We start from the raw sequence: 24,972 nt of genomic DNA on the forward strand, positions 1-24,972 counted from the left end.
CGTGGTAGTTCAGGGGCCAGTAGCCCGATGCGGTAGTCGACAGGGTCGCCAGGCCGAACCCGCTCGCCATGTCGGGCGCGACGACGCGGGCGGCCACGACGGCTTCCTCCTCCGCGGTGAGCAAAACCGGTGCCGAGCAGGTGGCCGATGTTGCTCGTGGCGGAGTCGACCGGCCGCTTCCGGGCGTCGAGCGCGATCGCCGGGTACGGCCCGATCGCATCCTGCACCCAGAAGGTCGCGCGGAAGCGCTCGGCGAGCCGGGCCGCCCAGGCACGCCAGTCGTCGCCGCCGGGTCGTCCGAAGGCGTCGAGCAGGTCGGCACCGTGGACGGCGGCCTCGTGCGCGTACCCCTGCACCTCGCAGAGGGCGATCGGCCCCTCCGCGAGGGTGCCGTCGCGCCACTGCACGCTGTCGCCGGAGTCCTTCCACCCCTGGTTCGCCAGGCCCCTGCCGGACTCGTCGACGTACTCGAGGAGCCCGTCGCCGTCGTCGTCGCCGTGGTCGCGCATCCACGCGAGGGCCAGCTCGAGCGTCGGGAGCAGGTCCTCGACCTCGGCGTCGGGCAGTCCGGCGCGCCACGCGTCGTGGAGCAGGCAGACCCAGAGCGCGGTCGCGTCCACGGTGCCGTAGTAGAGCGGTGGCAGCGAGATCTCGTCGTTGTCGACGGGGAGGCTCGCCTGCCGCAGCTCGTGCATCACCTTGCCCGGTTGCTCGGCGGTCGCCGGGTCGCTCCGGGTCCCCTGCAGTGCCGCGAGCACGCGGAGCGTCCCGGCAGCGATGGACGTGTCGACCGACAGGAGGAACCGTGCCGCCCAGATCGAGTCGCGTCCGAAGAGCGTGAAGAACCACGGGGCCCCGGCGGCGAGGAACTCGCCCTCCGGCCGGGTCATCCGCAGCGCGTCGAGGTCGTCGGTCGCCCGGACCAGCCAGCGCCGGAGCCGGTCGTCGGCGACGCCCTCGGGTGCGGCGAAGGTCGTGGGCGTGGTCGCGCCGCCGACGACGGCGTCGGGCGCGACGACCGCGCAGTCCCAGCCGAGTTCGGTGACCCGGGCGCGCGGGACGCGCCAGGTGAGGACGACGTCGCCGTCGTCGAGCGCGACGTCGGCCCCGGGGGCGTCGAGTGTCACGTCGACCGAGCCGGCCGTCCAGGAGGCGCGGCGCACCCCGTCCGCGTCGGCTCCCGGTGCGAGCACGGCCGACACGGGCGCGGGGGCGCCCCCCGCCTTGACCGCGTCCATGCCGCTCGCGTCCGGCGTGATGCGGACCACCACCTCGAGCGTGCGGCCGCCAGGCCCCGGCTCCGGCTCCGCGGAAGCGGTGCGGTCCTCGATGCGGAGGGTCTCGCGCACGCCGTCGGTGCGGACGGTGCGGCGACGGTCGAGTCGGACGTCGGGGTCGGCGCCCGGCGCGTCGAGTCCGCGCAGGAGCGCCGAGAACACGACCTCGCGGGCCGACGCGGGAGCGACGGACACGGGCTCGACGTCCGACCCGGAGACGCTGACGCCGACCGTGGACACGACCCGTTGGTCGCCGGTCCAGTAGCCGTGGACCGGGTTGGTGCCGACCGAGCCGTGCCGGTCGGACCACGCCTGCGTCGGCGCGGCGAGGACGACGACCTCGTCGTGCAGCAGCGGTTGCAGGGGCATCGCGGGGGCCTCGGCCTTCGTGGTGGGTGTGCTGGTGGTCGTGGTGGTCATTCCTTGACCGCCCCTTCGCTGGAGTTCATGATGCGCTTCTGGAAGACGAAGAACGCGACCGCGACCGGGATCGTCATGACGAACGCGGCGGCGAGCTTGATCGGGTACTGGTTGCCGGCGCTGAGCGCTCCGGAGGCGAGCGACGCGACGCCCTTGGTCAGGGTCGTGAGGTTCGGCGACGACGTCGAGACGATGAAGTGCGCGAGCTCGTTCCACGAGCCCTGGAACGACAGGATCGTGATGGTGACGACGGCCGGCCGGGCCATCGGCAGCACGATCGACCAGAACGTGCGGAACACCCCGGCGCCGTCGATGCGGGCCTGTTCCTCGACGCTCGCCGGGATCGACTCGAAGAAGTTCTTCATGATGAACACACCGGCCGCGTCGACGAGCAGCGGGACGATCATGCCCGAGTACGAGTCGTACATGCCGAGCTGGTTGATCACGAGGAACTTCGGGATGAGCAGGACGACCCCGGGCACGGCCATCACCGCGATGATCAGCGCGAACACCGTCTGACGTCCGGGGAAGCGCAGGCGGGCCAGCGCGTACCCGGCGAGCGAGTCGAAGAAGATCCGCCCGAGCGTCACGAACACCGCGACGATGATCGAGTTCATCGTCCAGATCCCGAAGTCGGAGTTCTCGAACAGGGTGCGGAACGCCGCTCCCGTCCAGGTCGTGGGGAGCGCCAGCGGGTGCAGCGACGCGTCCTGGTCGGTCTTGAAGGCGTTGACGATCGCGACGTAGAACGGCAGCAGGTAGACGGCGGCGATCACCGCGCCGACGACGAGGAAGGCGATCCCGCGGACGGTGAGCGGCCGCGGCCGCCGGCCCGGGCCGGGCGCCTGCGTGACGGTGGCGGCGCGGAGGTCGGGCACCGCGCCTCCAGGCCGGGTGGAGGTGGCGGTCACCGGACCGATCCCTTCTCGATCCAGCGCATGCGACGACGCGACACCGGTCGTTCCCGGAGCGCCCAGCGCTGCAGCAGCGCGAAGACGACGATGATGCCGAAGAGCACGAACGCGATCGCCGCGCCCACGCCCCACTGCTGACTGCCGAACGCCGTGGAGTACGACAGGTACGCCGGGGTGATGGTGGTGTTCGCCGGCGCGCCCCGCGTGCCCGTGTAGATCTGGTCGAACACCTGCCACGTGCCGATCAGCCCGAGGGTGAGCACGGTGAACAGGGTCGGGCGCAGCTGCGGCAGCGTCACCCGCCAGAACCGCGTCCACGCACCGGCGCCGTCGATCATCGCCGCCTCGTCGACGTCGTGCGACAGGTTCTGCAGCGCCGCGATGAAGAGCAGCATGAACGTGCCGCTCGTGGTGAACACCGCGAGCAGGATGAACGCCGTCATCGCCACCGACGGCCCCGACAGCCACTCCCACCACGAGATGCCGAGCAGGGTGTGGTCGGCGAGGAACGCCGGCGGGTTCCCGGCCCCGAGCTGGAAGATCCCGGTCGGCTCGTTGAACCAGTTCGGACCCCGCAGTCCGATCCACCCGATGATCGTGTTCACGGCGCCGGTCGACGAGAACAGGAACAGCCAGAGCACCGTGATGGCGACGGAGCTCGTCACCGACGGGAAGTAGAACGCGGTCCGGAAGAACCCGCGGCCGCGCAGGGCCCGACCGTTCACGAGGACGGCCAGACCGAGCGCGACGGCGGTCTGCAGCGGCACGACGAAGACGACGTACCAGAGGTTGTTCCGCAGGGCGGTCCCGAAGTTCTGCTCGTCGAGGCCGCCCCCGCCGAGGATCTTCGCGTAGTTCTGGCCGCCGACGAACGACACGTCGGAGGAGAACGGGCTGCCCACCCCGCGCCAGTCGGACACGCTCACCCAGGCCGCCATGAGCACGGGGACGAGGAGGAACAGGCCGAGGACGATGACGGTCGGGGCGGTGAACAGCCAGCCGGAGACGGCTTCGCCGCGGTTCTTCCGGGACACGTCCGTCAGCCCTTCAACGCGGCGGACATGTTCTTCTGCACGCCCTCGAGCAGGGTCTTCACGTCGGTGCTCCGCAGCGTGCCGAGCTTGGAGTCGAAGTCGGCGATGACGTCGGCCGTGCCGCTCGCGTTCGGCAGGCCCTGCGCCGCGTCGGCCTGGTCGAGGAACGCCGCGTACTGCGGGTACTCCTGCTTCCAGGTGCTGGCCGCGGACTCCACGGAGGGCATGACGCCGAAGGCCTTGGCGAACGCGAGCTGCTGGTCGGTGCTGGTCATCTTCTCGACGAAGGACAGTGCGGCCTTCTGGTTCGGCGAGTCCTTCGCGATGCCCCAGCAGTTGGTGAACTGGAGCGTGCCGGCACCCTTCGGGCCCTCGGGCAGCGGGACGACCTCGTACTCGACGTCGGGGTAGCTGGACGACATCGCGCCGGTGAGCCAGTTGCCCTCGATGGTCATCGCGGCCTTGTCCTTCCCGAAGGCGTCGCCGCCCCAGCTCTCGCCGAGGTCGCTCGAGAACTTCATCGACCCCTGGTCGAGCAGGCTCTTGACGTAGTCGAGCGCCTCGACGTTCGCCGCGGAGTCCACGGTGGCCTTCGTCTGGTCGGCGTTCGTCAGGCCACCGCCGGCCTGGGCCATGAACGCACCGAGGCGCTCGATCTGCGGGCTGGTGGAGAGTCCGACCCGGCCGTCCTGGGTGAGCTTCTCGGACACGGTCTCCAGCTGGTCCCAGGTCTTCGGGACGTCGGCGTCCGTGAGGCCGGCGGCCTTCCAGTCGGCGGTGTTGATGAAGAGCGCGAGGGTCGAGAAGTCCTTCGGCGCGCAGTAGAGCTGGTCGTCGACGGTGAACGACCTGGTCAGGGTCGGGTAGAAGTCCCCCGTGTCCTTCAGCTGGTCGCCGTAGGGCAGGAGCGAGCCGTTCGACGCGTACCCGGCGAGGGACGACGTGCTCACGTAGAAGACGTCCGCCGGCTTGCCGGACGCGAAGCCCTGCGCGAGCTGCTGGTCGAGGTTGTTGGCGGCCTGCACGGAGACGCCGGTGCCGGACGACTTCGACCAGGCGGAGGCGGCGCTCTTCACCGCGGCGGTCTCCGCGTCGCCGGACGAGCCGATGAGGACGGTCAGGTCCTTGTCGCTCGAGGTCAGCTTGCCGGCGTCACCGGATCCACCGGATCCGCCGGAGCCCGAGAAGCCCGAGCCACAGGCGGAGAGGGTCAGGGCCGCGGTCAGCGCGATCGCGCCCGCGGTCAGCTTGCGTGCTGTGCGTCGTTGCATCAGGGAGGGCTCCTCGTCGAGTCGACTTCGATCGTTCAAATTTGATCGATCAAACGCGTCCACGGTACACCCTCGACGCGCTAGCGTGAACCCCGTGTCCCAGCCAGCCACCGTCGCCGATGTCGCCGCCGCCGCGGGCGTGTCCCGGCAGACCGTGTCGAACGCGCTGAACCGGCCCGAGATCGTCCGGCCGGCGACCCTCACCCGGGTCCGCGCCGCGATCGACGAGCTCGGGTACCGGCCGCACGCCTCGGCAAGGCGCCTCCGCACACGGCAGAGCTCCACGCTCGGCGTCCGGCTCCCGCCGGTGCACGGCATCTCCGGCGCGGTCCTGGACCGCTTCCTCCACGCCCTCGTGGAACGCGCCGACGAACGCGGGATGCGCATCCTGCTCTTCACGGCGACCGACCTCGACGACGAGCTGGCGCACATGGAGCGGCTCGTGGAGGGGTCCGACGTCGACGGCTTCGTCCTCACGTCGACCGCGCACGGCGACCCGCGCGCGGCCTGGCTCGGCGAGCGTGACGTGCCGTTCGTCACCTTCGGCCGACCGTGGGGCGTGCCGGACATGGACGACGCCCCGCACCCCTGGGTCGACGTCGACGGGCGGGCCGGGCTCCGTGAGGCCACGGCCGGACTCGTTGCCCGGGGTCACCGGCGGATCGGGTTCCTCGGCTGGCCGAGCCCCTCCGGCCAGGGCGACGAACGACGACTCGGGTGGCGCGACGCCCTCGGCGACGCGGGACTGGGCGCACCCCCGGCCGGCAGCGCCGACGCGGGACTGGGCGCACCCCCGGCCGGCAGCGCCGACGCGGCCGCCGACGGGTCCACGGGCGCGGGCTCGGGCTCGGGCGCCGTGGACCTCGCCTGCGAGGACGACGTCGCGGCCGCCACCGCGGTCGTCGCCGCGGCCCTGCAGGGCGGGACCGTGTTCGACGCCGTGGTGTGCGCCTCCGAAACCCTCGCGCTCGGAGCCCGGTTCGCGCTCGGCGCCGAGGTGCCGGTGGTCGGGTACGACGACACCCCGGTCGCGGCGGCCGTCGGTATCTCGAGCGTCGAGCAGCCCCTGGACGCAGCGGCCGCAGCGGCGGTGGAGCTCCTGATGGGGTCCGGGCGGTCGGTCCTGCCGGCCTCGGGCGGGCACCGGTTGCTCGCCCCGCACGTCGTCTGGCGAGGCTGACCGAGCGAGGGCACCGGATCCCGGCGTCCACCCCCGCCGGGACCCGCGGTGACGCGTCCGGACACGATCCGGTGACGACTCCCGCGACCCCCGCGCCCGTACCCACACGGCGGGCTACCGTCGGGACCACGACGACGGCAGGGGGAGCCATGCGACACCGGACGAACAGCACGGTCGCGATCGGGGTGCTGCTCCTCGTGACGACCGCACTGGCGGGCTGCGCGCAGCAGGGGCCGGCCGGACCGGGTTCGCCCACAGCGACGGCCAGCGTAGGAGGCCAGCCGACCGCGACCGCCGACGCCGCCACCCCGTCGCCGACGACCTCGCCGACGCCCCGCCCGACCTCCACGATCACCCCCGTTCCCGGTGTCGACGACGATGCGGGAAACCTCCCCGACTCCTGCACCGGACTCATCACCGCGGGCAAGTGGGACGACTCGTTCGCGTCAGCTCCCCTCAACGACCCGAGCAGCGTCGGCGACCCGGCCGAGGTGCCGAAGGACGCGCTGACGCCGGTGCTGCAGCCGGACGGGAAGTCCCTGTACTGCGTCTGGCGTGATCCTGGGGCGGACACCACGTACCTGTCGATCCGGGTCGCCACGGTGGACTCCGCGAAGGCGTACCCGCACCTCGAGAGCGCCCTGCAAGGGTACGACTGCACACTCGACGGGTACGGCTACCGCTGCCAGAAGGTCTCGGAGAACAGCCAGTACCCGGTCACCGACGGCGACACGTACTACACCCGCGGCGACGTCGGGATCCACATCCGGCAGTCGAACGTGACGACCTCCGGGCTGCTCGACGACGTCATCGCGCACGTGTTCTAGCGCTCCGCTGTCCGCGGGACCGGGCGCGACCGGACGTGCGCCCGCTCCCCCTGTGGCCCGTAGAGGCAGAGCACCTCGGTGACCTCGTCCGTCGTGTTTCCCACCCAGTGCGGCGTGTGCGTGTCGAACTCGACGACCTCGCCCGGGCCGAGGTCGAGGTCACGATCGCCGAGCAGCAGCCGGAGCCGTCCGGACAGCACGTAGAGCCACTCGTAGCCCTCGTGGGTCCGCAACGTCCGATCGGTGTTCGCCGGTCCGGGCGGGATCAGCTGCTTGAAGGATCGCACCCCGCCGGTCCGCCGAGTCAGTGGGACGACGATCCGGTCGCCGTGGCGCTCGGGCTTGAGGTGCACCCGCGGATCCCCCGTCGGCGGCGCCCCGACGAGGTCGTCGAGCGGCACCTGGTAGGCCCGCGCGAGCGGCAGGAGGAGTTCGAGCGTCGGCTTCCGCTGCCCGGACTCGAGCCGTGAGAGCGTCGACACCGAGATGCCGGTCTCCGCGGCGAGCGCCGCCAGCGTGACGTCGCGGCGCCCGCGCAGCGCGCGGAGTCGTGGGCCGACCGCCTCGACGACGTCGGCCGTCGTGCTCGGGGTGATCCGCGCCTCCCGGTCGTGTGCCATGCCGCCATGTTGCCATGCCGGCAACCGTGCTTGCTGATCGCGGGCGATCCCGCCCAAGCTGCCGTCATGCGAGATCACTTCGACGTCATCATCGTCGGCGGCGCGGCCGCCGGCCTGTCCGCCGCGCTCGTCCTCGGCCGGTCTCGGCGCTCCGTCCTCGTCGTGGACGCGGGCGAGCCGCGGAACGCTCCGGCGGCGGGCATCCACAACTACCTCGGGCGGGAGGGCGCCGCCCCCGCCGAGCTGGGCCGCCTCGGCCGCGAGGAGGTCGCCGCCTACGGCGTCCAGGTGACTGCCGGGAGGATCGTGGCTGCGTCCGCCACCGAGGGCGACGCGGACGACCCGGTCGGGTTCTCGGTCACGCTCGACTCCGGCGCGGTCGTCACGGCCCGCAGGCTGGTCGTCGCCTCCGGCGCCGTGGACGTCCTGCCGGAGGTCCCGGGGCTCGCCGAGCAGTGGGGGCGGGGCGTCGTGCACTGCCCGTTCTGCCACGGGTGGGAGATCCGCGACCGACGGATCGGCGTGCTCGTGACCACGCCGACCAGGGCGCACCACGCACTGATGTTCCGCGCCCTGAGCGACGACGTGACGGCGTTCGTGGCCGATCCCTCCCTCGTCGATGACACCGCCCTGGCGGGTTTGTCGGCCCGCGGCATCGACGTCGTGCGGGACAGGGTGACCGCGGTCGTGTCCGACGGCGATCGTCTGACCGGCGTGACGCTCGCGGCGGGCGGTCTCGTCGGACTCGATGCCCTGGCTGCGGCGAGTGATCCGGAGGCCCGCGTCGGGTTCCTGACCGGTCTCGGACTCGAGGCCGCCGACCAGTTCATGGGCGACCACCGGTACGGGAGCGCGTTGCCGGTCGACGAGGTCGGGCAGACGGCAGTCCGCGGGGTCTACGCCGCGGGGAACGTGTCCTCGCCGATGGCGACCGTGATCGCATCGGCTGCTGCGGGGACGGCGGTCGGGGCAGCGGTCCACGGGGACCTGGTGCAGGCGGACGTGGCGTCGGCGGTGGCGAGCACGCCTCGCCACTGAGCGCTGCGTGCGAGGTTCCACACACGGTGGCAGCGCCACACCCTCGCACCGTGTGCGCGACCTCGCACGCTGCGCCGTCGCACGCCGCGCCAGGCCGTCGCACGCTGCGCCGGGCCGTCGCACGGTGCGAGGTCAGTCGACGCGGTAGCCCGCCTGCGCCGCCAGCAGCGGAGCCAGGGTGTACAGCTGGTCGGTACCGATCGTCGCGCCGCGGAGGCCCTCCAGGCGCTCCACCCGGTCGAGGTCGGCCTCGCGCAGGTCGACGTGCTCGACGCGGGTGTTCGTGCCCTCGACCGCCCGGATCCGTGTCCCCGGGAACGCCACCCGGAGCAGCTTCGCGTCGGCGAGGTCGAGCTCGTCGACGACGCAGTCGCGGAACACGACGTCGGTGAGGGTCGCACCGCGGAGGTTCACGAAGCCGAGCTTCATGCCGACGAACTCGACCCCGGTGAGCGCGGAGTCGTACAGCTCCGCCGACCCGATGCGACCGCCGGTCACCCGGACCTCCCGCCAGGTGCTGCTCGACGCCCGGAGGACCGGCGCATCGAACTCCCCCACCGTCGCGTCGCGGATCCGGAGCCCGCGCAGATCGGCGTCTCCAGCCCGCAGGGAGTCGACGACGGACTCCTCGAGCTCGAGGTCGGGCACACGCTCCCCCGCGAGGTCGAGCACGTCGATGCGCTTGCCGTCGATCCGGTCGCCGGACAGGACGTCGCCGGCGCCGGGCGCCCAGGGCTCGAGGTCGGCCGGCTCGGTGAAGGAGGTGCGCGGGGCGTCGGTACCGTCGGTTCTGCGGGCCATGGGGTCAGTCTGCCGTGCGGGTCCGACGGAGCACGCTCTCGAGCACGTAGTCCTTCGCGGGGCCGTGGGCCTCCCACCGGACCGTCCACCGATCGGCGTCGCCCTCGAGCACCCCCGTGTAGTCGTCCGGCGTGCAGGCGTGGGACACCGACGTCCCCCAGACCCAGGGATGGAACACCCGGTCGTCCGAGAAGTGCACGGTCCACGAGCCGCCGGTCCGTCGGACGACCAACGTGCGCGACACAGGCACGGTGCGACCGTCGAAGCGCATCGAGCCGGACTCCTCCCAGCGGACCTCGTCCGGGCCGGTGGCGGTCAGCACGGTCGTGCCGGTGACGGTCCCGTCGACGCCCGCACGCCGGTCGAGCACGTGGCGGTCGAGTTCCCACTCCCCGAGGAGATCCGTCGGTTCCAGCACCCGACCACCCTACGGCGGCGGGATGCTCACCCGCGCAGGGCCTCCGCACGGGCCAGCCGGTGCTCCTCGTCGGAGATGACGCCGCGCGCGTGGAGGTCGTCGAGCTCGGCGAGCCGCTGCTCGAGCGACTTGTCCGGCGCCAGGGTCTTGCTCTGCATCGCCTGGTGCGCGAGGTCCTCCTGCAGCGTGAACGGGTTCTGGCCGCGCTTCGCCATCCGGGCACTGCGGACCGCGACCGTCACGATCATCGCCACGAACCCGAGGCCGATGACCACCGCGACCAGGCCGAAGACCACCCCGAACGCACCGGGACCGGCACCAGGATCATCGCCGAGCAGTTCACCGAGCACGTGGTCCCCCTTCGTCGGACTGCTCCGACCGTAGTGGTTCGGACGCCTCGAGCGCTGCCCCGCGAACAGGCGGCGCGGAACGACCGGCCGGGGACCCTACCCCCGCAACGGCCCGGACGCCGGCACGTTCGCCTCGTCCGCGAACCCGCCGACGAGTTCGCGCAGCGCCTCCTCGGCCGTGTACCGCGGCTCCCACCCGAGCACCGACCGGGCCCGGTCCGTCCGCATGACCGGGACGGAGGCGGCGATGTCGATCCATCCCGCGTCGGTCGGCTGCACCCGGAGCCGCCACGTCAGCGTCACGATCCCCCGGAGCAGCCGGAGCGGGATCCGCACGGCCCCCCGCATGCCGAGCGCCCGTGCGATGCGCGGTGGGGTGAGCACCGGCGCCGCCGCGACGTTGAACGCACCACCGGCACGTTGGTCGAGGACCCGCCAGTACGCGTCGGCGAGGTCGTCGGCGTGCACCGCCTGGAACACGAACGGGTACGGCAGCGGCAGGACCGCCCACCGCACCCAGCGGACGATCCGCATCGGGACGAGGTGTCCGAGGAACAGCCCGTGCATCTCCGCGGCGGCCGCCCGCTGGAACACGAGCCCGGGTCGCAGCCGCGTCACCGTCACCGTCGGGTGCGCCGCCGCGAACGCGTCGAGTGCCGCTTCGTTCTCGGCCTTGTGCTTCGAGTAGGTCGCGGTCGGGATGCCCGTCGCCGGCCAGGACTCGTCGACGGGTCTGCGCTTGCCGGCAGCGTCGACACCGCGGTAGGCCCCGACGGACGAGGCGACGACGACGTGTCGGACGCCCGCGTGGACCGCGGCTTCGAGGACGTGCGCCTGCCCGTCGACGTCCGTCCGCCGCTGCGCCGGGATGTCGTGCGTCGGCTGGAGCGCCCACGCGAGGTGCACCACGGCGTCCGCACCCTGCAGGACCGCGGCGAGCTGCGGGACGACGCCGGGGTCACCGACGTCGAGTGCGTGCCAGACGGCCACGTCGTAGGGGGCCACCCGGGCGTCCGGCAGTCGGCGCGCCACGCCGACGACTCGGAGGTCGCCGTCGCCCTCTCCCGTGAGGCGTGCGGCGGCGAGCCGCCGCAGCAGCGCCGTGCCGACGTTCCCGGTGGCCCCGACCACGACGACCCGCATCAGCGCACCGCCGCGGTCGAACGCGATCCAGCAATCAGTCGCGATCCAGCAGCCACGCGCGATGCAGCAGCCACGCAGGACACGCGCGACACCCGCGACCCGCTCGTCACGCTGCGGCCATCGACGGGTCGAGGACGACCTTCACGCAGTCGTCCTCCTTCTTCTGGAAGACCGAGTACATGTGCGGAGCCTCCTCGAGCGACACCCGGTGTGACGTCAGGTCGAGCGTGCCGAGCGGGTCAGACGGGTCCGAGACGAGCGGCATGAGGTCGTCGATCCAGCGCTTCACGTTGCACTGCCCCTCGCGGACGGTGATCTGCTTGTCGAACAGCGTCATCATCGGCATCGGGTCGGCCATCCCGCCGTAGACGCCGCTCAGCGAGACCGTGCCACCGCGGCGGACGAGGTCGATCGCCGCGTGCACCGCGGCGAGCCGGTCGATGCCGGCGGTCTCGATCGCCTTCTGTGCGAGCTTGTCGGGCAGGAGCCCGGCGGCGCGCTGGGCGAAGCCGGCGACCGGGTTGCCGTGCGCCTCCATGCCGACCGCGTCGACGACGCCGTCGGGCCCGCGCCCGTCGGTCAGGTCGACCAGCTGCGGCACGACGTCCTTCGTCAGGTCGAACACCTCGGCCCCGTGCTTCGCCCCGAGGTCGCGGCGGACCTGCTCGGGGTCGACGGCGAGCACCCGGTAGCCGAGGTGCGCGCCGATGCGGGCGGCGAACTGGCCGACGGGGCCGAGGCCGAGCACCGCGAGTGTCCCACCCTCGGGCACGTTCGCGTACTGCACGGCCTGCCACGCCGTGGGCAGGATGTCACTGAGGAACAGCCAGCGGTCGTCGGGCGTCCCGTCGTCCGGGATGACGATCGGCCCGTAGTCGGCGTGCGGCACCCGGAGGTACTCGGCCTGCCCACCGGGAACCTGGCCGTACATCTTCGTGTACCCGAAGAGCGCGGCACCGGTGCCGTACTCGGTCACCTGGGTGGTCTCGCACTGCGACTGCAGGCCGTTGCGGCACATGAAGCAGTGCCCGCACGAGATGTTGAACGGGATGACGACCCGGTCGCCGACCTTGAGGTTCGTGACGCCGGAGCCGACCTCCTCGACGATGCCCATCGGCTCGTGCCCGAGGACGTCCCCCTTGTCGATGTACGGGCCGAGCACGCGGTACAGGTGCAGGTCGGAGCCGCAGATCGCGGTCGACGTGATCCGCACGATCGCGTCGGTCGGCTGCTGGATGGTCGGGTCGGGGACGGTCTCGACGGACACCTTCTCGGTGCCCTGCCAGGTCAGTGCGCGCACGTCGCGTTCCTCTCGTGGTCGCTTCGAGTCGGCCAGGAGGCGCGGCTCGTCTCCCCACGTCGGTACCCGCCCGCCCCGTGGTGCGTTCTCAGCCCCGTCCGGCCAGCGCGGTCCGTGGCGGACGCGAGCCGCGCCTCCTGGCTGGGTCCCTGTGGCCCCGGTGGCCGATCGGCCAACCGGATCGTCCCGGGAGCCGATGCGCCCGACCGGCCGGTCACCCGATGCTGGTGCGGATGGACCACCGCACCACCCGCCGCTCCCTGCTCGCCGGAGCGGGCGCCCTGCTCGCGGCCGGAGCGCTCTCCGCCTGTGCGCCCACCGGACCGCGACGGGAGGCCGTCGCGACGCACTCGCCGACCCCGACGCCCGTCCCGGCTCCCACCCGGACGCCGACGCCGACGTGGGTGCAGCCGACGCTCACGCGGACACCGTTGCCTGCAGGCACCGTCACCGGACTGCCCGCCGGGACACCCGGGATCGCCTGGACCGTGGACGACGGCGCGTCCTCCGACGTCGTCGGTGCCTACGCCCGCTTCGCGGCCGAGACCGGCACCCGGCTCACCTTCTTCGTGAACGGCGTCCGGCCCTCGTGGACGGAGCACGCCGACGTGCTGCGGCCCCTCATCGCGTCGGGGCAGGTGCAGATCGGCAACCACACCTGGGACCACCCGGCCCTGACGAGGCTCGGCGACCAGGCCATCGAGGACGAGCTGACCCGCAACCACGAGTTCATCGAGCGGACGTTCGGCGTCGACGCACGCCCGTACTTCCGACCGCCGTACGGGTACCACGACGCCCGGGTCGACGCCGCCGCCGCACGGGTCGGCTACACGACACCGCTGCTCTGGTACGGGACGCTCGCCGACTCCGGTGACATCGGCGCCGGACAGATCGTCGGGTTCGCCGACCATTGGTTCGCGCCGGGTCGGATCGTGATCGGCCACGCGAACTTCCCGGGGACCATCCGCGCGCTGCCCCGGCTGGGCGCCCTCGTTCGGCAGCGTCGGCTGGGGACCTACACGTTGGACGACGTGTTCTCACGCTGAGCACGCGCGCCCGGCGCCTCAGGCGACCGGATCGGCGAGGACCGCCCGCAGCACCGCCTCGTGCTCGGCGCGGTCCCCGGGCCCGGCGCTCCCCGCGAGCATGATGAGCGCCTTCCAGAGCGCCCAGCCCCGCGCCCGTGCCCAGGTGCCGGCGTCGAGGCCGACGGCGTCGCCGAGCACCCGTCGGGCCTCCGGGTCGAGGAACGTCCAGGCGAGGACGAGGTCGCACGCCGGGTCACCGACACCGCACGTGCCGAAGTCGAGCACGGCCGAGAGCCGTCCGTCCCGGTCGACGAGCAGGTTGCCCGGGGCGACGTCACCGTGGAACCACACGGCCGGCCGGTCCCGGACCGAGGCGGTCGCTGCGCCCCAGACCGCCTCACACGCATGACGGTCGACGGCGTCACCGAGCCGGTCGAGCGCCGCGACCACCTCGACCGCGTAGTGCGACGGGTGCGCTCCCCGGTGGAACGAGTGCGCTCCGGCGACCGGACCGTCACCCGCCGGCACGGCCCGCAGCTGCCGGAGCACCGCACCGACGTCAGCGGCGAGGACCCATCGGTCGAGGGTCGAGGCCCGGGCAGCGACCGTGCCGTCGATCCAGCGGCGCACCGACCACGGGAACGGGTAGCCCTCGGCCGGGACCCCCAGGCCGACCGGCTCCGGCACCGGGACGTCGAGCCGCGCTGCGAGGTACGGCAGGACGCGCTGCTCCTTCTCGACGGCTGCGACGTAGCCGGCTGCGCTCGGCAGCCGGACGGCCAACTCGCTGCCGAGCCGGTAGGTGCGGTTGTCCCACCCCTGCGGATCGACCTCGCGGACGGGCAGCCCGGACCACTCCGGGAACTGGGCGGCCACGAGCCGTTCCACGAGCGCGGCATCGATGCGGGGTCGGGGCACCTCGGTGTGCATGCGCCCAGGCTAGGCTCCGCCCATGTCGACCGTGTCCGAGCTGCTGACCACGAACCTCCACGACGTCTTCGGGAACCGCGACGCTGCCGCACGGCGCGCTGCGATCGAGCGGACGTACTCCCCCGACGTGACCTTCACCGACCCCGAGGGGACCGTCACCGGCTGGGACGCCCTCGACCAGAAGGCCGCGGGTATCCTCGACGAGGCGCCCGGTGCGTTCCAGTTCGTCGAGGAGGGGCGTCGCTACGTCTCCGAGCACCACGGGGTCCTCGCGTGGGGCTTGGGCCCGGTCGGTGCGCCGGCGGTCCGGGGCGTCGATGTCGTCGAGGTCCGGGACGGCGTCGTCGTGTCGCTCACGACCGTCCTCGCGGAATCGACGGACTCCGACTGATCCCTCGCTGGGTGGCGCCGTCCGACGTCTGGACGGTGTCAGCGCCCCGGCCTGCGGGGTCAGCCGCGCAGTCGGTCGCGTTCCGCCGACGGGAGATGCTCGGTCGCGGTCGCTCGGGCCGTAGGGCTCAGGAACCGCCCTTGCTGCTCGAGGAACGCCACGAGCGCCGCCTCGGATGCCCGCTTGCCGGTCTCGCGGAGCACCCGGCCGAGCGCCGACTGCACGGTGTCGTTCCGCTCCCGCACGAGCCGCCCCGCAATGGCGAGCGGCACCTCGGCGTCACCCTGCTTCGCGAACGCCAGGGTGGCCACGACCGCGATCCGACGGACCATCGCCACGTCGGACTTCACGAGCGCGAACAGCGGGCCGGTCGAGCCCCCGACGAGCGGGGCACCCACGAGCTCCTCCGCCCCGAGGTCGACCAGCACCGTGTCGTCGAACCGCTCCGCCTTCGCCGCCGACAGGTACTCGTCGGTCAGCTCCCGGTCCGGGTGCTCCCGCATCGCCTGCACGAGGAGCAGGACGGCGACGAGCCGCGCGCCCCGGTCCTCGCTCCAGAGCAGCGCGGACCGCTCACCCTCGTCGAGGTCGGCGAACTGCCGCGCGACGCGTCGCGCCGCCGGCACGTCACCGGGTGTGCGCGCGAACGCCGCGAGCACGGCCCCCGCATCCGCCGGGTTCCGTCCACCGCCGGACCGGAGGCGCGTCACGCGACCTCCCCGTCCGTCGCCTCGTTCCGCGGTGCGGTCCGGCGACCGCGGCACAGGACGATCACCGCGACCACCACGAGGAACGCTGCGAAGAGCCAGGTGCCCACCTGCGGATCGACGAGGCGGGCAATCCACGCGCCTCCGGGAGCGCAGACCGCCGCCGTGACGCCGATCGTGAGGCCGACCCGCAGGTCCACCGCTCGGCGTCGGAGGTTCGCCACCGTGCCCGAGACGGACGTCGGCACCACGGTGAGCAGCGAGGTGCCCTTCGCGAGCAGATCGCCCGCGCCGAGGGCCACCTCGAGCCCCGGCACGATGACGACCCCGCCGCCGACCCCGACGAGCCCGGACAGCACGCCCGACAGCAGCCCGAGCAGCAGAAGGACGATCGCCTCGACGACACCGAAGTGCACCTCGCCTCCGCGCGTCGGCACCGCCACGAACAGCGAGACGAGCACGACGGCGATGAACCCGACGAAGATCCACGGCAGGACCCGGAGCGGCAGCGCCCGCAGGAGCCGCGCGCCGATCGGAGCACCGACGACGCTGCCGACCGCCAGGGTCAGGGCCGCGAGCCAGTGCACCTCGCCCTGCACGCCGTACGTGATCGCCCCGACGACGGCCGCGGGGGCGATCGCCACAAGGGACGTCGCCGATGCCCGGCGCTGGTCGAGGTGGAGGAACGCCATCAGGGCCGGCACGACGATGACCCCGCCGCCGACGCCGAACAGGCCGGAGAGAGTCCCCGCCACGATCCCGATCGCCACCAGCACGATGACCCGTCCGCCGCGCTTCTCCATCCCGTCCACCCTACGGCGAGCCTTCGAAGGTGGCTCTACCGAGCCCCAGCCCCGACAGCCTCGTTTGACTCGGCCATCCAGCTGATTGTTCGTAGACAGTCAAGCAAGTCAGTCTCCGCGTCCGCGAAGCGTTTTGCGTACGCTGGAGCGCCGAACGCTTCAGCGAGGCGCTTCTTGACCTTGGTTTCCTTCTTCGCTCTGGACCGTTCTTCGAGCTGGTCCCAGTCGCCTCCTGTAGCACTTTCATACACAATGCGGGCGCAGGTTGTGGGAAAATCCGCGAAGTGCGCGCCTGCATTTGGAAGCAGTGCGTCAAAGCGCTCGGCAAAATCGCTAATCTCGGCGTAGGTATCGACGAGCACTTGACGGTCGAGGTAGTTTTCCAGCTCACGGCGCTGAAGAACCACGACGGTTTGCTGCTCTGTAGCCTGGTCGACGGCGGCCTGCACAGCCGCTTTGAGCGGGCCTCCCGCCTCTATCCGATCACTGTCGAACAGGTGGACTTCCGGTCTTCTGAAAGGGGAGAGCGTACTTGCCCACAGTGAGGCACTGCCGGAGCCCCCAATTGGCATGAACGCGAGCCGCCCTTCGCGCTCCAGCTCCCCGAATGATCGGATACCCATTGCCCCTGACTGCGCGAGCGCACTGGAGAGGTTCTTCAAGGCCGAGATATCATTCCTCCCCTCGACAAGAACAAAGCACCTCACATTATGGTCAGTGAAAAGCCCCAGACTTTCATTGAGCTCTTCGAATAGCAATGCTCCGCCATCAGCTTCCGCAGTTACGCACTCGCGGGTGAGTTGAGTCCCTCGTATGTAACGAATATCCGAGGCGGAGACATTCCGGAGCAAATTCGCACTATGTGTCGTGATGATCACCTGCCTGCCGGGCAGCTCAGCAACCTCACTTAAGGCAGCCAAAATCTCCTGCTGCATGTCCGCATGAAGCGCAGTCTCGGGCTCCTCCACAGCAATGATTACGGATCGATTCATCCCCTCGTCATCGCTCAACACCTTCTCGACTTCAGCCCGGAAGAAACTAAGGAGTACAAGCCGACGCGTGCCGCTCCCACGTCGCGCTAGAGGGACCCCGGAATCATCAACAAACTGCATTCCGCTGTAGGCTTTGGACCAGGACGGTTCTGGTTCAACTGGCTGGAGCTCCCGCGCAAGCCCGGGGGCCACTTCTCCCAGTTTTTCGACGACCGCTTCTAGCATTGCGGAAATCTCCGACTGAATGGTCGCATTGACGGAGGCGAGCTCGTCCGCGTGGCGATCGAGTACAGACTTCACGATAGCTCGAGCAGGATCTTGCGCCAATTGATCAGACTCAACACCCGCGCGATCCGAACGGAAAAGATGAAAAATAGGGAAGTAGCGAGAAAGGGCGATTCCGACATCCTTGCCATCCTCCGATGCGAGGGGGACATCTGATACCTCGAGTCGCGCACTCCCTGTAACAAGTGCGTGATTCCAGATGGCTTGCCGAATTTCTGACTTGACTCGCGCGTCGACGGCATTGAGGTCCACTGCGAACTTCGACGCCAAAGCCCGAAGTTCGGCTATCTTCGAATTCAGCGGGTCATCGCCCGAATCAAAAACAGGGTGATTCGCCCGCGCAGAGAGCACTGGTGTCCCAGTGCGACCGCTGACCCAACGCTTTGTTAGCTCGAGATACCCATCCCCATTGAGCAGGTATTCTTCTGCCAGAGACGTAGACCGCGCCGAGTCTACGACAACCTCATTCGGCAAGTCATCGAATGAGCAAGTGATCGCCACATCCCCATTGAAGCCCACGCTGATGTCGCTCGACGCGAGTTTTGAAGCCCCGAAGAAGATCTCCAAGGCCTCCAACACCGTCGACTTTCCCGCGTCGTTCCGACCTGCGAGCGCCGTAAGACTTTCGCCGACCGGAATCGCCACGCCCGTCTTGTACCCCCGAAAGCCTTCGAGCCGCACCTCACGTAGTCGCATCAGACGCTACCCCAGCGCTTCGTGGTCGATCGGATTGCCTCAGCGTGCACGTAGATGTCGTCGAGCGCATCGATCGGGTGCTTCGTCTCGACCTTGTTCTCGTCGAACAGCCCGAGGTACTTCTGCTTCTTGCCGTTGAACCACAGCCGAGCGATCGGCTTGCGGTTGTTGTCGTCGAGCAGGACGGCGAAGTACGACTTCTGGTCCCGGTGCGCGATGCGGTCCGGCTTCACCTCGCTGCAGGCGATGGCCTTCACGATCTGGTAGCCCTCGAGTTCCTCGAGCGTCGTCTCGATCTCAGTGTCCCGGTCGAGATCACCCTCGACGACCGGCGCGCTCGTGACGGCCTCCTCCGGGGCTGCGGCCTCGACCGGAGCGCTGTAGGAAGCGCCGAGCGCGGTCTTCAGCCGGTCGTTCACCTGCTCGTTGAGGAACTGCTTCGAGGCCTTCGCGACCAGGGTCGTGAACTGTGTCCGCGCCTCCTGGGTGAAGCGGCCGTCGTAGACCCGCGATGCGAAGAGCCGGACGAAGTCCTCCTCGGGCTCGCGGAACTGCACGGAGATCGCTCGCTTGATGGCACCGACGTACTTCAGTTCTTCAGCGGCGCTGATGACCGAGTCGAGGTCGAAGACGTCCTTCGTCAGCTTCCGGAGCTCCGGCAGCAGGGTCTCGTCGATGTCCGCGAGGTCCAGGACGAGGAAGGGTCGGTCATCCATCTTGTTCGGCGCGTCGAGATCCGTGTAGAAGTTGTAGACCTCACCGTTCGTCAGGACGGCGATTCGTGCGTTGGTGACCGAGAAGTACCGGAACAGCTGCGCCGCGTTCTCGATGGTCAATTGACCCGAGGACTTCTTGCACTCGATGAGGATCTGCACCTCGCCGTCGCGCATGATCGCGTAGTCGACCTTCTCGCCGCGCTTCACCCCGACGTCGGCGGTGAACTCGGGCACGACCTCCAGCGGGTTGAACACGTCGTAGCCGAGGATCGTCGAGATGAACGGCATCACGAACGCGTTCTTCGTCGCTTCCTCGGTCTGGATCGCGTCGCGCTGGTTCTGCACCTTCGTCGCCAGCGCCGCGAGACGCTCTTCGAACTCCATCGTTCCTCCCCTGAGTCGATCCAACGTTAGTTGAAGACCCGTCACCAATGCGATCGCTCGCGCCCCCACTTCGCGGGCAGTGGCCAAACTACGGTAGGTGGAACATCACACATCAAGGATAGGCTGCTCGGCGGGGCGGCGGTCGCCGGACGATCGCCCCGGGCAAGGATGAAGCCCACCACCGCGCGAACAGTGATGGGCTTCGAATTGCTCTCCGAGTGGAGTGCAGAGGGACCGCGTACGTCCCGAGCGGATCGCTCGGAATCAGCATACGTGACCCCGGTCACGGACGCACCCCTCGGCACCCCCGCTCTTCGTGTCCGCCGGCGCTGACACCAGAGGTGGTCTCGATGTCGAAGGACAACGAGTCCGAACCCAGGCGTCGGGTGTCCTGGCTGCAGGTCGCGAGCTTGCTCGTGGCCTGCACCAGGCTCCTGCTCGACGTCTGGCGGAGGGACTGAGACGGGCGGCCCGCACGCAGCACGCGTGCGGGCCATCCCGGCCGGCCGCGCCCCGATCGCGGCTGCGTCAGCGGAAGTGCAGCACCGACAACGGGTCGACGAGGGTGCCGGCCCGCCGCGTCTCGACGTGCACGTGCGGTCCCGTCGACTGCCCGGTGTTCCCGGACTTCCCGATCTCGGTCCGCACCGAGACGATCTGCCCCTGCTTGACCTCGATCTTGCTGAGGTGCGCCGTCAGCACCGTCATGTTGCCGTAGGTCACGACGATGTAGTTGCCGTACGAGGCGTTGTTCGCCACCGTGCTCGTCACAGTGCCGGTCGCAGAGGCGTACACGGGCGTCCCGACCGCCACGGGTGCGTCGGTGCCCTGGTGGTAGCGGGGCACGTGTCCTTCGCCGCGGTCGTCGCCGTACCGGCCGGTGATCTTCGTGCCGTTGACGGGCCAGAGCAGGCCGGTGACGGGCTTCGTCGACCACACCCGGGTGTCCTGACCGCCGTAGAGCACGACGTTGCCGTCGACCTGCACGAGGAGGTTCCCCCCGCCGGCCTTGGTCGTCTTGGTGGACCACAGCGCGACCTTGGTCCGCGCGGCGTTGCGCCACCAGACGATGAGGTTGCCGTCCGACCGCAGCTCCGTCCAGGCACCGGTCTTGCCCTTGGTCCCCGACTGCCAGACGACCTTGGAGCCCTGCTTCTGCATGAGGTTGCCGTCCATGCGCATCGCGAGGGTCCGTGTCGTCCCGGTGTCCGAGCGCAGGGTGGTGCCGGGCAGGAGGGTGTTCCCGGCCGGGATGCTGGCCTGGTAGCCGTTCCAGGCGACGATCGAGGTGGTGCCGGACAGGAGCGCCATCGTGCCGTCGCCGCGGACCTTGAACGAGGTCGACTGCTTCGTGCCCGCCGAGGACCACCGCTCGACCCGCTTGCCGTTCCGGAGGATGTCGACCGCGCGGTTCGTCCCGATCTTCACGACGGCCCCGGGCTGGTTCGACGTCCCGGACGCCCAGAGCACCGCGTTCCCGATGCCGTACTCGACGAGGTTGCCGTCGCCCTGCATGATCAGGCGGAACTGCCCGTTGGCCGAGGTGACGGAGTCGCCGGGGAAGAGGGTGGTCCCGGCCGGGACGGTCTCCTTGTAGACGACGGACGCCGAGGCCGGCGCGGCGACGGCGACGAGCGCGCCGGCGCCGACGGCGAGGGCAGTGGCGACGGCCGCGATCCGGACGAGACCCCGTCGGGCGATCCGGCGCGGACGCGTGACGGTGGACGGGTTGCTGGTCATGGTTCCCCTGCTGGTCGGTGTGCGCCGTGCCCCTGCACGGACTGCGACCCGCCCTGCACGAGTCACCGAACGATGGTCGGTGTTCCGCGTTGCTGAGCACAACCCCAGTTCCGGGGGCAACGGCCGGCACGGAGCAGGATGGGAGGCATGCCCACGCCCAACCCCGCCTTCACCCCGCCGACGTCGACCCCCACCCGCCCGGACCTCGCCGGCACGTTCGGCGCCGCCGCAGCGACCCACTGGACCGCGACCGCGACCGCGCAGTCGGTCCTCGAGCGCGGCGGCAACGCCTTCGACGCGGCGGTGGCCGGAGCGTTCGTGCTGCACGTCGTGGAACCGCACCTGAACGGCCCCGGCGGCGACCTCACGGCCGTGTTCGCGACCGCCGACGACCCGACTCCCGTCGTGCTCTGCGGTCAGGGTCCGGCACCGGCCGGAGCGACCCGCGAGCACTACCTGGACGAGGGGCTCGACCTCGTGCCGGGCGCCGGTGCGCTGGCGGCGACGGTCCCGGGCGCGGTGGACGCCTGGCTGCTCCTGCTCCGTGACCGCGGGACCTGGGACCTCGCGGACGTCCTCGCCCCCGCGATCGGCTACGCCCGTGACGGGCACCCGATCGCGCCGGCCGTGGTCCGGACCATCACCGCCGTGCAGGACCTCTTCCGGGACCACTGGCCCACCTCCGCCGAGCGGTGGCTGCCGGGAGGCGCGGTGCCGGAACCCGGGACCGTCGTGCGCAACGAGGCGCTCGCCTCGGTCCTGGAGCGGCTGGTCGCCGCGGGCGGCGACCACGCCGGACGCACCGCCAGGATCGACGCCGCCCGGACCGAGTGGGCGGAGGGGTTCGTGGCGCAGGCGATCGACCGGTTCGTCCGCGAACCGCACCGCCACGCTTCCGGCACGGACCACGCCGGGGTGATCCGTGCGTCCGACCTCCAGGCGTTCCGGGCGACGTACGAGCCGGCCACGACGACCGAGTTCCGCGGGTGCACGATCGCGAAGACCGGACCGTGGGGGCAGGGCCCGGCGCTCCTCGAGACGCTGCGACTGCTCGAACCGCTCGACGACGCACTGCTCGACCCGTCCACCGAGGTCGGCGCGCACACGATCGTCGAGGCGCAGAAGCTCGCCCTCGCCGACCGCGACCTGTTCTACGGCGACGGCGAGGTGCCGCTCGACGTGCTGCTGTCCGACGCGTACACGGACGAGCGCCGCACGCTGATCGGGGAACGGGCGTCAGCGGAGCTCCGGCCGGGCACGGTGCCGGGCTTCGAGCACGCCACACCGCCGCTCCGCACCACGTACGCCACCGACGCCGGCGGCTCCGCCGGGGAGCCCACCGTCCGGGTGGCCCGCGACGCCGCCCGCGCGGTCCCCGTGGAGGACCGCGGCGAGCCCTTCGTCGCCCCGACCGGCGAGACCCGCGGCGACACGGTCCACATCGACGTCGTCGACCGGTGGGGCAACATGGTCAGCGCGACGCCCTCCGGCGGATGGCTGCAGTCGTCCCCCACGATCCCGGAGCTCGGGTTCTGCCTCGGCACCCGCCTGCAGATGACCTGGCTCGAGGAGGGGACGGCCACGACGCTGACGCCCGGCCGGCGCCCGCGGACGACCCTCACGCCGACCCTCGTGCTGCGGGACGGGCAGCCCGTCGCGGCGCTCGGCTCGCCCGGCGGCGACCAGCAGGACCAGTGGCAGCTCCTCTTCCTGCTCCGCTGGATCGTCGGCGGGTACTCGCCGCAGCAGGCGATCGACGCCCCGGCGCTGCACACGACGTCGTTCCCGGGGTCGTTCTGGCCGCGGACGTGGGAGCCGGCGGGCCTGGTCGTCGAGGACCGGCTCGGGGACGACGTGATCGCCGGACTCGAGGCACGTGGCCACGTCGTGACCCGCGCCGGTGACTGGGCGCTCGGGCGACTGTGCTGCGTCACCCGCGAGCCGTCCTCCGGGGTGGTCGGAGCCGCAGCGAACCCGCGTGGCGCGCAGGGCTACGCGATCGCACGCTGACGGCGGACGGGAGGCGCGGTGCCAGCCGTCACCGCGCCTCCCGTCAGTCGTCGTGCGGGTCTACCGCCGGGAGGCGCGCACCCAGCGCACCACGTTCACGACGGGGTAGGCGAGCGCCAGCACGGCGACCAGCGCCATGCCGATCGCCCCCGCCCACACGTCCGCCGGCCCGGCCAGGATCCGCCCGACGACCACCAGCGCGTTGATGCCGACCACGGTGAGGACGATCGACGCGACGATCCGCCAGGCGAGCCCCGACCGCGAGACCGGCTCGGCGTCGCCGCTGACGAGGCCGCGCTCCGGGGCGTCGTACGGGATCCCCATCGTCATGCCACCATCGGTGGTCCCGTTGCCGGAACTCCGCGGCCTGACCGCTTCGGTGTAGTCCGGGTTCGTCGACATGATCTGCTCCCCACTGCGGGGCAGCCCCTGCCCCGCGACCCCACCGTAGCCCCGGTGACTCCGGGCGCACCAGGGGCGTTACCGGATCGTCGTCAGGGCGCCACCGTCGGCGGCGAGGTCGGGCTCGCGCCGCCCGGCGAACACCCCGCGGTCGAACCGGGCCCCGCGCACCCGCGCACGGCTGACGACCATGCCGGTCACGACCAGCCACCCGATCGGCCCGGTGAACACCAGGAGCAGGATCCACACGCCCGTGTGGTCGCGGTCGTGCAGTCGGCGGACGAGCAAGGACCACCGCGGGATCGCGGTCACCAGGACCCCGACGATGATCGCGACGTCCCAGCTGTCCGGCCAGGTGTCCCGACCGGTCCCGTAGCCCCACCACGCGGCGGAGTACCGGTCCCGGTGGATCTCGAACAGGTGGAACCCGACCTGCGGCGAGGGCACGATGCCGAACGGGTCCGCGTACACCGTCCAACGCGCCGTCATGCCGAGCTGCACCACGAGCCACCACACCGCGAGCACGACCACGGCCTGCAGGGCGATGACCCAGAAGAACTCGCTCCGGCTCGCGCGGCCGTGGAACCGCCACCCCTGCGTCCAGAAGCGGACCCAGGCGACGTCCGGGCGCCCGGACACGTCGACCGGGCCCTGCACGGTCACACGCGACCGGAACGACGCTCTGTCCCCCATGCGCCCGATCGTAGGGCAGACCTGCGTCTTCCCCGTGAGCGGGTTGCGAGAACGAGCGTTCTCCGATTGACTCGGCCTTGGCTCCGACCAGGAGCAGACGGCTCCACGGAGCCGACCCCCACACGAAAGGAGCGGGAATGCCCACGCGCACCGCACGCACCGCCTGGAACGGCGGCCTCAACGACGGTTCCGGTCAGGTCGAACTCTCGAGCTCGAAGGTCGGCACCTACGACGTGTCCTTCCCGAAGCGCGCCGCCGACGACGCCGGTGGCACCACCAGCCCCGAGGAGCTCATCGCCGCCGCGCACTCCTCCTGCTACGCGATGCAGTTCTCGGCGATCCTCGGCGAGGCCGGCGGCACCGTCGAGGCGCTCGACGTCAAGGCCGACGTCTCCCTCGGCCCGGACTCGGCCGGTGGCTTCAAGCTCACCGGCATCGTCCTCACCGTGAGCGGCGAGGTCTCCGGCATCGACGAGGCGGCCTTCCTCAAGGCCGCTGACGAGGCCAAGGCCACCTGCCCGGTCTCGAAGGCGCTCACCGGCGTCGACATCGAGCTGCACGCGACGTTCGAGCAGTAGTCGTCACCGGCGTGACGGACGGGA

General features: G+C 71.1%; 25 protein-coding genes. 7 read left to right on the plus strand and 18 right to left on the minus strand.

All coding sequences use genetic code 11. The features are described from left to right. From I59_RS19180 to I59_RS04520, 4 genes are all read right to left on the minus strand, one after another. Positions 1–1,697, minus strand: a 1,697-nt coding sequence (locus I59_RS19180) for an amylo-alpha-1,6-glucosidase (RefSeq protein ID WP_049976524.1), incomplete at its 3' end; no start/stop codon positions are given. Further along, complete coding sequence (locus tag I59_RS04510) at positions 1,694–2,575, minus strand: carbohydrate ABC transporter permease (protein WP_022902846.1); 882 nt, start codon at positions 2,573–2,575, stop codon at positions 1,694–1,696. The genes I59_RS19180 and I59_RS04510, both read right to left, overlap by 4 nt. Positions 2,576–2,604: 29 nt before the next feature. Continuing rightward, on the minus strand, positions 2,605–3,645 hold the full coding sequence (locus I59_RS04515) for a carbohydrate ABC transporter permease (protein WP_022902847.1): 1,041 nt from the start codon (positions 3,643–3,645) through the stop codon (positions 2,605–2,607). Between the two features lie 5 nt (positions 3,646–3,650). Further along, positions 3,651–4,916 carry an extracellular solute-binding protein gene (locus I59_RS04520; protein ID WP_022902848.1) on the minus strand — a complete coding sequence of 422 codons (1,266 nt, stop codon included), beginning with the start codon at positions 4,914–4,916 and terminating at the stop codon, positions 3,651–3,653. Between the two features lie 94 nt (positions 4,917–5,010). Here I59_RS04520 and I59_RS04525 point away from each other — a divergent pair, with 94 nt between their 5' ends. Together I59_RS04525 and I59_RS20620 are read left to right on the plus strand one after the other, a co-directional pair. Next, the gene (locus tag I59_RS04525) at positions 5,011–6,096 is read left to right on the plus strand and encodes a LacI family DNA-binding transcriptional regulator (protein ID WP_031272876.1); all 1,086 of its coding nucleotides are present in this window, start codon (positions 5,011–5,013) and stop codon (positions 6,094–6,096) included. Between the two features lie 149 nt (positions 6,097–6,245). Continuing rightward, complete coding sequence (locus I59_RS20620) at positions 6,246–6,923, plus strand: hypothetical protein (RefSeq protein ID WP_022902850.1); 678 nt, start codon at positions 6,246–6,248, stop codon at positions 6,921–6,923. Here I59_RS20620 and I59_RS04535 read toward each other — a convergent pair. After that, complete coding sequence (locus tag I59_RS04535; protein ID WP_022902851.1) at positions 6,920–7,543, minus strand: cupin domain-containing protein; 624 nt, start codon at positions 7,541–7,543, stop codon at positions 6,920–6,922. The genes I59_RS20620 and I59_RS04535 overlap by 4 nt on opposite strands. A 66-nt stretch (positions 7,544–7,609) precedes the next feature. Between I59_RS04535 and I59_RS04540 the strand changes: the two genes are divergently transcribed. After that, positions 7,610–8,581 carry an NAD(P)/FAD-dependent oxidoreductase gene (locus tag I59_RS04540; RefSeq protein WP_022902852.1) on the plus strand — a complete coding sequence of 324 codons (972 nt, stop codon included), beginning with the start codon at positions 7,610–7,612 and terminating at the stop codon, positions 8,579–8,581. Positions 8,582–8,713: 132 nt separating this feature from the next. On the opposite strand, the gene I59_RS04545 is transcribed toward I59_RS04540, so the two are convergent. The 5 genes from I59_RS04545 to I59_RS04565 form a co-directional block, all read right to left on the minus strand. After that, positions 8,714–9,382: a pentapeptide repeat-containing protein gene (locus I59_RS04545; protein ID WP_022902853.1), complete on the minus strand. Its 669-nt coding sequence runs from the start codon at positions 9,380–9,382 to the stop codon at positions 8,714–8,716. 4 nt (positions 9,383–9,386) lie between these two features. Next, the gene (locus I59_RS20625; RefSeq protein ID WP_022902854.1) at positions 9,387–9,800 is read right to left on the minus strand and encodes a DUF6314 family protein; all 414 of its coding nucleotides are present in this window, start codon (positions 9,798–9,800) and stop codon (positions 9,387–9,389) included. A 26-nt stretch (positions 9,801–9,826) separates the two neighbouring features. Further along, positions 9,827–10,150 (minus strand): SHOCT domain-containing protein, encoded by a 324-nt coding sequence (locus I59_RS04555; protein WP_022902855.1) that lies wholly within the window; start codon positions 10,148–10,150, stop codon positions 9,827–9,829. Between the two features lie 96 nt (positions 10,151–10,246). Beyond that, positions 10,247–11,293 carry an NAD-dependent epimerase/dehydratase family protein gene (locus I59_RS04560; protein WP_022902856.1) on the minus strand — a complete coding sequence of 349 codons (1,047 nt, stop codon included), beginning with the start codon at positions 11,291–11,293 and terminating at the stop codon, positions 10,247–10,249. Positions 11,294–11,399: 106 nt separating this feature from the next. Then, a complete protein-coding gene (locus I59_RS04565; RefSeq protein ID WP_022902857.1) occupies positions 11,400–12,593 on the minus strand; it encodes a zinc-dependent alcohol dehydrogenase in 1,194 nt (397 codons plus the stop codon). A gap of 233 nt (positions 12,594–12,826) precedes the next feature. Here I59_RS04565 and I59_RS04570 point away from each other — a divergent pair, with 233 nt between their 5' ends. Further along, a complete protein-coding gene (locus I59_RS04570; protein ID WP_031272885.1) occupies positions 12,827–13,639 on the plus strand; it encodes a polysaccharide deacetylase family protein in 813 nt (270 codons plus the stop codon). An 18-nt stretch (positions 13,640–13,657) separates the two neighbouring features. Here I59_RS04570 and I59_RS04575 read toward each other — a convergent pair whose 3' ends face one another. Then, the gene (locus I59_RS04575; protein WP_022902859.1) at positions 13,658–14,551 is read right to left on the minus strand and encodes an aminoglycoside phosphotransferase family protein; all 894 of its coding nucleotides are present in this window, start codon (positions 14,549–14,551) and stop codon (positions 13,658–13,660) included. Positions 14,552–14,573: 22 nt separating this feature from the next. Between I59_RS04575 and I59_RS04580 the strand changes: the two genes are divergently transcribed. Then, positions 14,574–14,942, plus strand: coding sequence for a nuclear transport factor 2 family protein (locus tag I59_RS04580; RefSeq protein WP_022902860.1), 369 nt, complete (start codon positions 14,574–14,576; stop codon positions 14,940–14,942). Positions 14,943–15,001: 59 nt separating this feature from the next. On the opposite strand, the gene I59_RS20630 is transcribed toward I59_RS04580, so the two are convergent. The 5 genes from I59_RS20630 to I59_RS20635 form a co-directional block, all read right to left on the minus strand. Continuing rightward, the gene (locus tag I59_RS20630) at positions 15,002–15,652 is read right to left on the minus strand and encodes a DNA alkylation repair protein (RefSeq protein ID WP_187289787.1); all 651 of its coding nucleotides are present in this window, start codon (positions 15,650–15,652) and stop codon (positions 15,002–15,004) included. Continuing rightward, positions 15,649–16,452, minus strand: a complete 804-nt coding sequence (locus tag I59_RS04590; protein WP_022902862.1) for a sulfite exporter TauE/SafE family protein — start codon at positions 16,450–16,452, stop codon at positions 15,649–15,651. Before I59_RS04590 ends, I59_RS20630 begins: the two co-directional genes overlap by 4 nt. 35 nt (positions 16,453–16,487) lie before the next feature. Then, the gene (locus I59_RS21295) at positions 16,488–18,425 is read right to left on the minus strand and encodes an ATP-dependent endonuclease (protein WP_083881946.1); all 1,938 of its coding nucleotides are present in this window, start codon (positions 18,423–18,425) and stop codon (positions 16,488–16,490) included. Then, a complete protein-coding gene (locus tag I59_RS04600; protein ID WP_022902864.1) occupies positions 18,425–19,525 on the minus strand; it encodes a type I restriction endonuclease in 1,101 nt (366 codons plus the stop codon). Before I59_RS04600 ends, I59_RS21295 begins: the two co-directional genes overlap by 1 nt. Positions 19,526–20,053: 528 nt before the next feature. Beyond that, positions 20,054–21,265, minus strand: a complete 1,212-nt coding sequence (locus tag I59_RS20635; protein ID WP_022902866.1) for a peptidoglycan DD-metalloendopeptidase family protein — start codon at positions 21,263–21,265, stop codon at positions 20,054–20,056. Positions 21,266–21,412: 147 nt separating this feature from the next. Between I59_RS20635 and I59_RS04615 the strand changes: the two genes are divergently transcribed. Further along, positions 21,413–23,275, plus strand: coding sequence for a gamma-glutamyltransferase family protein (locus tag I59_RS04615; protein WP_022902867.1), 1,863 nt, complete (start codon positions 21,413–21,415; stop codon positions 23,273–23,275). Positions 23,276–23,335: 60 nt separating this feature from the next. Here I59_RS04615 and I59_RS04620 read toward each other — a convergent pair whose 3' ends face one another. Further along, positions 23,336–23,677, minus strand: coding sequence for a hypothetical protein (locus I59_RS04620; protein WP_148286085.1), 342 nt, complete (start codon positions 23,675–23,677; stop codon positions 23,336–23,338). Positions 23,678–23,755: 78 nt separating this feature from the next. Then, entirely contained in the window at positions 23,756–24,370 is a 615-nt protein-coding gene (locus I59_RS04625; RefSeq protein WP_022902869.1) for a DUF805 domain-containing protein, read from the minus strand. A 137-nt stretch (positions 24,371–24,507) separates the two neighbouring features. Between I59_RS04625 and I59_RS04630 the strand changes: the two genes are divergently transcribed. Continuing rightward, positions 24,508–24,948: an OsmC family peroxiredoxin gene (locus I59_RS04630; protein WP_022902870.1), complete on the plus strand. Its 441-nt coding sequence runs from the start codon at positions 24,508–24,510 to the stop codon at positions 24,946–24,948. Positions 24,949–24,972: the final 24 nt, after the last annotated feature.

This window comes from Curtobacterium sp. B8 (assembly GCF_000333315.1).
GTDB classification, from domain to species: Bacteria; Actinomycetota; Actinomycetes; order Actinomycetales; family Microbacteriaceae; genus Curtobacterium; species Curtobacterium luteum.

Coding starts and splice junctions, on each gene's coding strand:
- I59_RS04520 (WP_022902848.1), bottom strand. CDS start 4,916: ATGCAACGACGCACAGCACGCAAGCTGACCGCGGGCGCGATCGCGCTG.
- I59_RS20620 (WP_022902850.1), top strand. CDS start 6,246: ATGCGACACCGGACGAACAGCACGGTCGCGATCGGGGTGCTGCTCCTC.
- I59_RS04535 (WP_022902851.1), bottom strand. CDS start 7,543: ATGGCACACGACCGGGAGGCGCGGATCACCCCGAGCACGACGGCCGAC.
- I59_RS04540 (WP_022902852.1), top strand. CDS start 7,610: ATGCGAGATCACTTCGACGTCATCATCGTCGGCGGCGCGGCCGCCGGC.
- I59_RS04545 (WP_022902853.1), bottom strand. CDS start 9,382: ATGGCCCGCAGAACCGACGGTACCGACGCCCCGCGCACCTCCTTCACC.
- I59_RS04560 (WP_022902856.1), bottom strand. CDS start 11,293: ATGCGGGTCGTCGTGGTCGGGGCCACCGGGAACGTCGGCACGGCGCTG.
- I59_RS04570 (WP_031272885.1), top strand. CDS start 12,827: ATGGACCACCGCACCACCCGCCGCTCCCTGCTCGCCGGAGCGGGCGCC.
- I59_RS04575 (WP_022902859.1), bottom strand. CDS start 14,551: ATGCACACCGAGGTGCCCCGACCCCGCATCGATGCCGCGCTCGTGGAA.
- I59_RS04580 (WP_022902860.1), top strand. CDS start 14,574: ATGTCGACCGTGTCCGAGCTGCTGACCACGAACCTCCACGACGTCTTC.
- I59_RS04590 (WP_022902862.1), bottom strand. CDS start 16,452: ATGGAGAAGCGCGGCGGACGGGTCATCGTGCTGGTGGCGATCGGGATC.
- I59_RS21295 (WP_083881946.1), bottom strand. CDS start 18,425: ATGCGACTACGTGAGGTGCGGCTCGAAGGCTTTCGGGGGTACAAGACG.
- I59_RS04600 (WP_022902864.1), bottom strand. CDS start 19,525: ATGGAGTTCGAAGAGCGTCTCGCGGCGCTGGCGACGAAGGTGCAGAAC.
- I59_RS20635 (WP_022902866.1), bottom strand. CDS start 21,265: ATGACCAGCAACCCGTCCACCGTCACGCGTCCGCGCCGGATCGCCCGA.
- I59_RS04615 (WP_022902867.1), top strand. CDS start 21,413: ATGCCCACGCCCAACCCCGCCTTCACCCCGCCGACGTCGACCCCCACC.
- I59_RS04620 (WP_148286085.1), bottom strand. CDS start 23,677: ATGTCGACGAACCCGGACTACACCGAAGCGGTCAGGCCGCGGAGTTCC.
- I59_RS04625 (WP_022902869.1), bottom strand. CDS start 24,370: ATGGGGGACAGAGCGTCGTTCCGGTCGCGTGTGACCGTGCAGGGCCCG.
- I59_RS04630 (WP_022902870.1), top strand. CDS start 24,508: ATGCCCACGCGCACCGCACGCACCGCCTGGAACGGCGGCCTCAACGAC.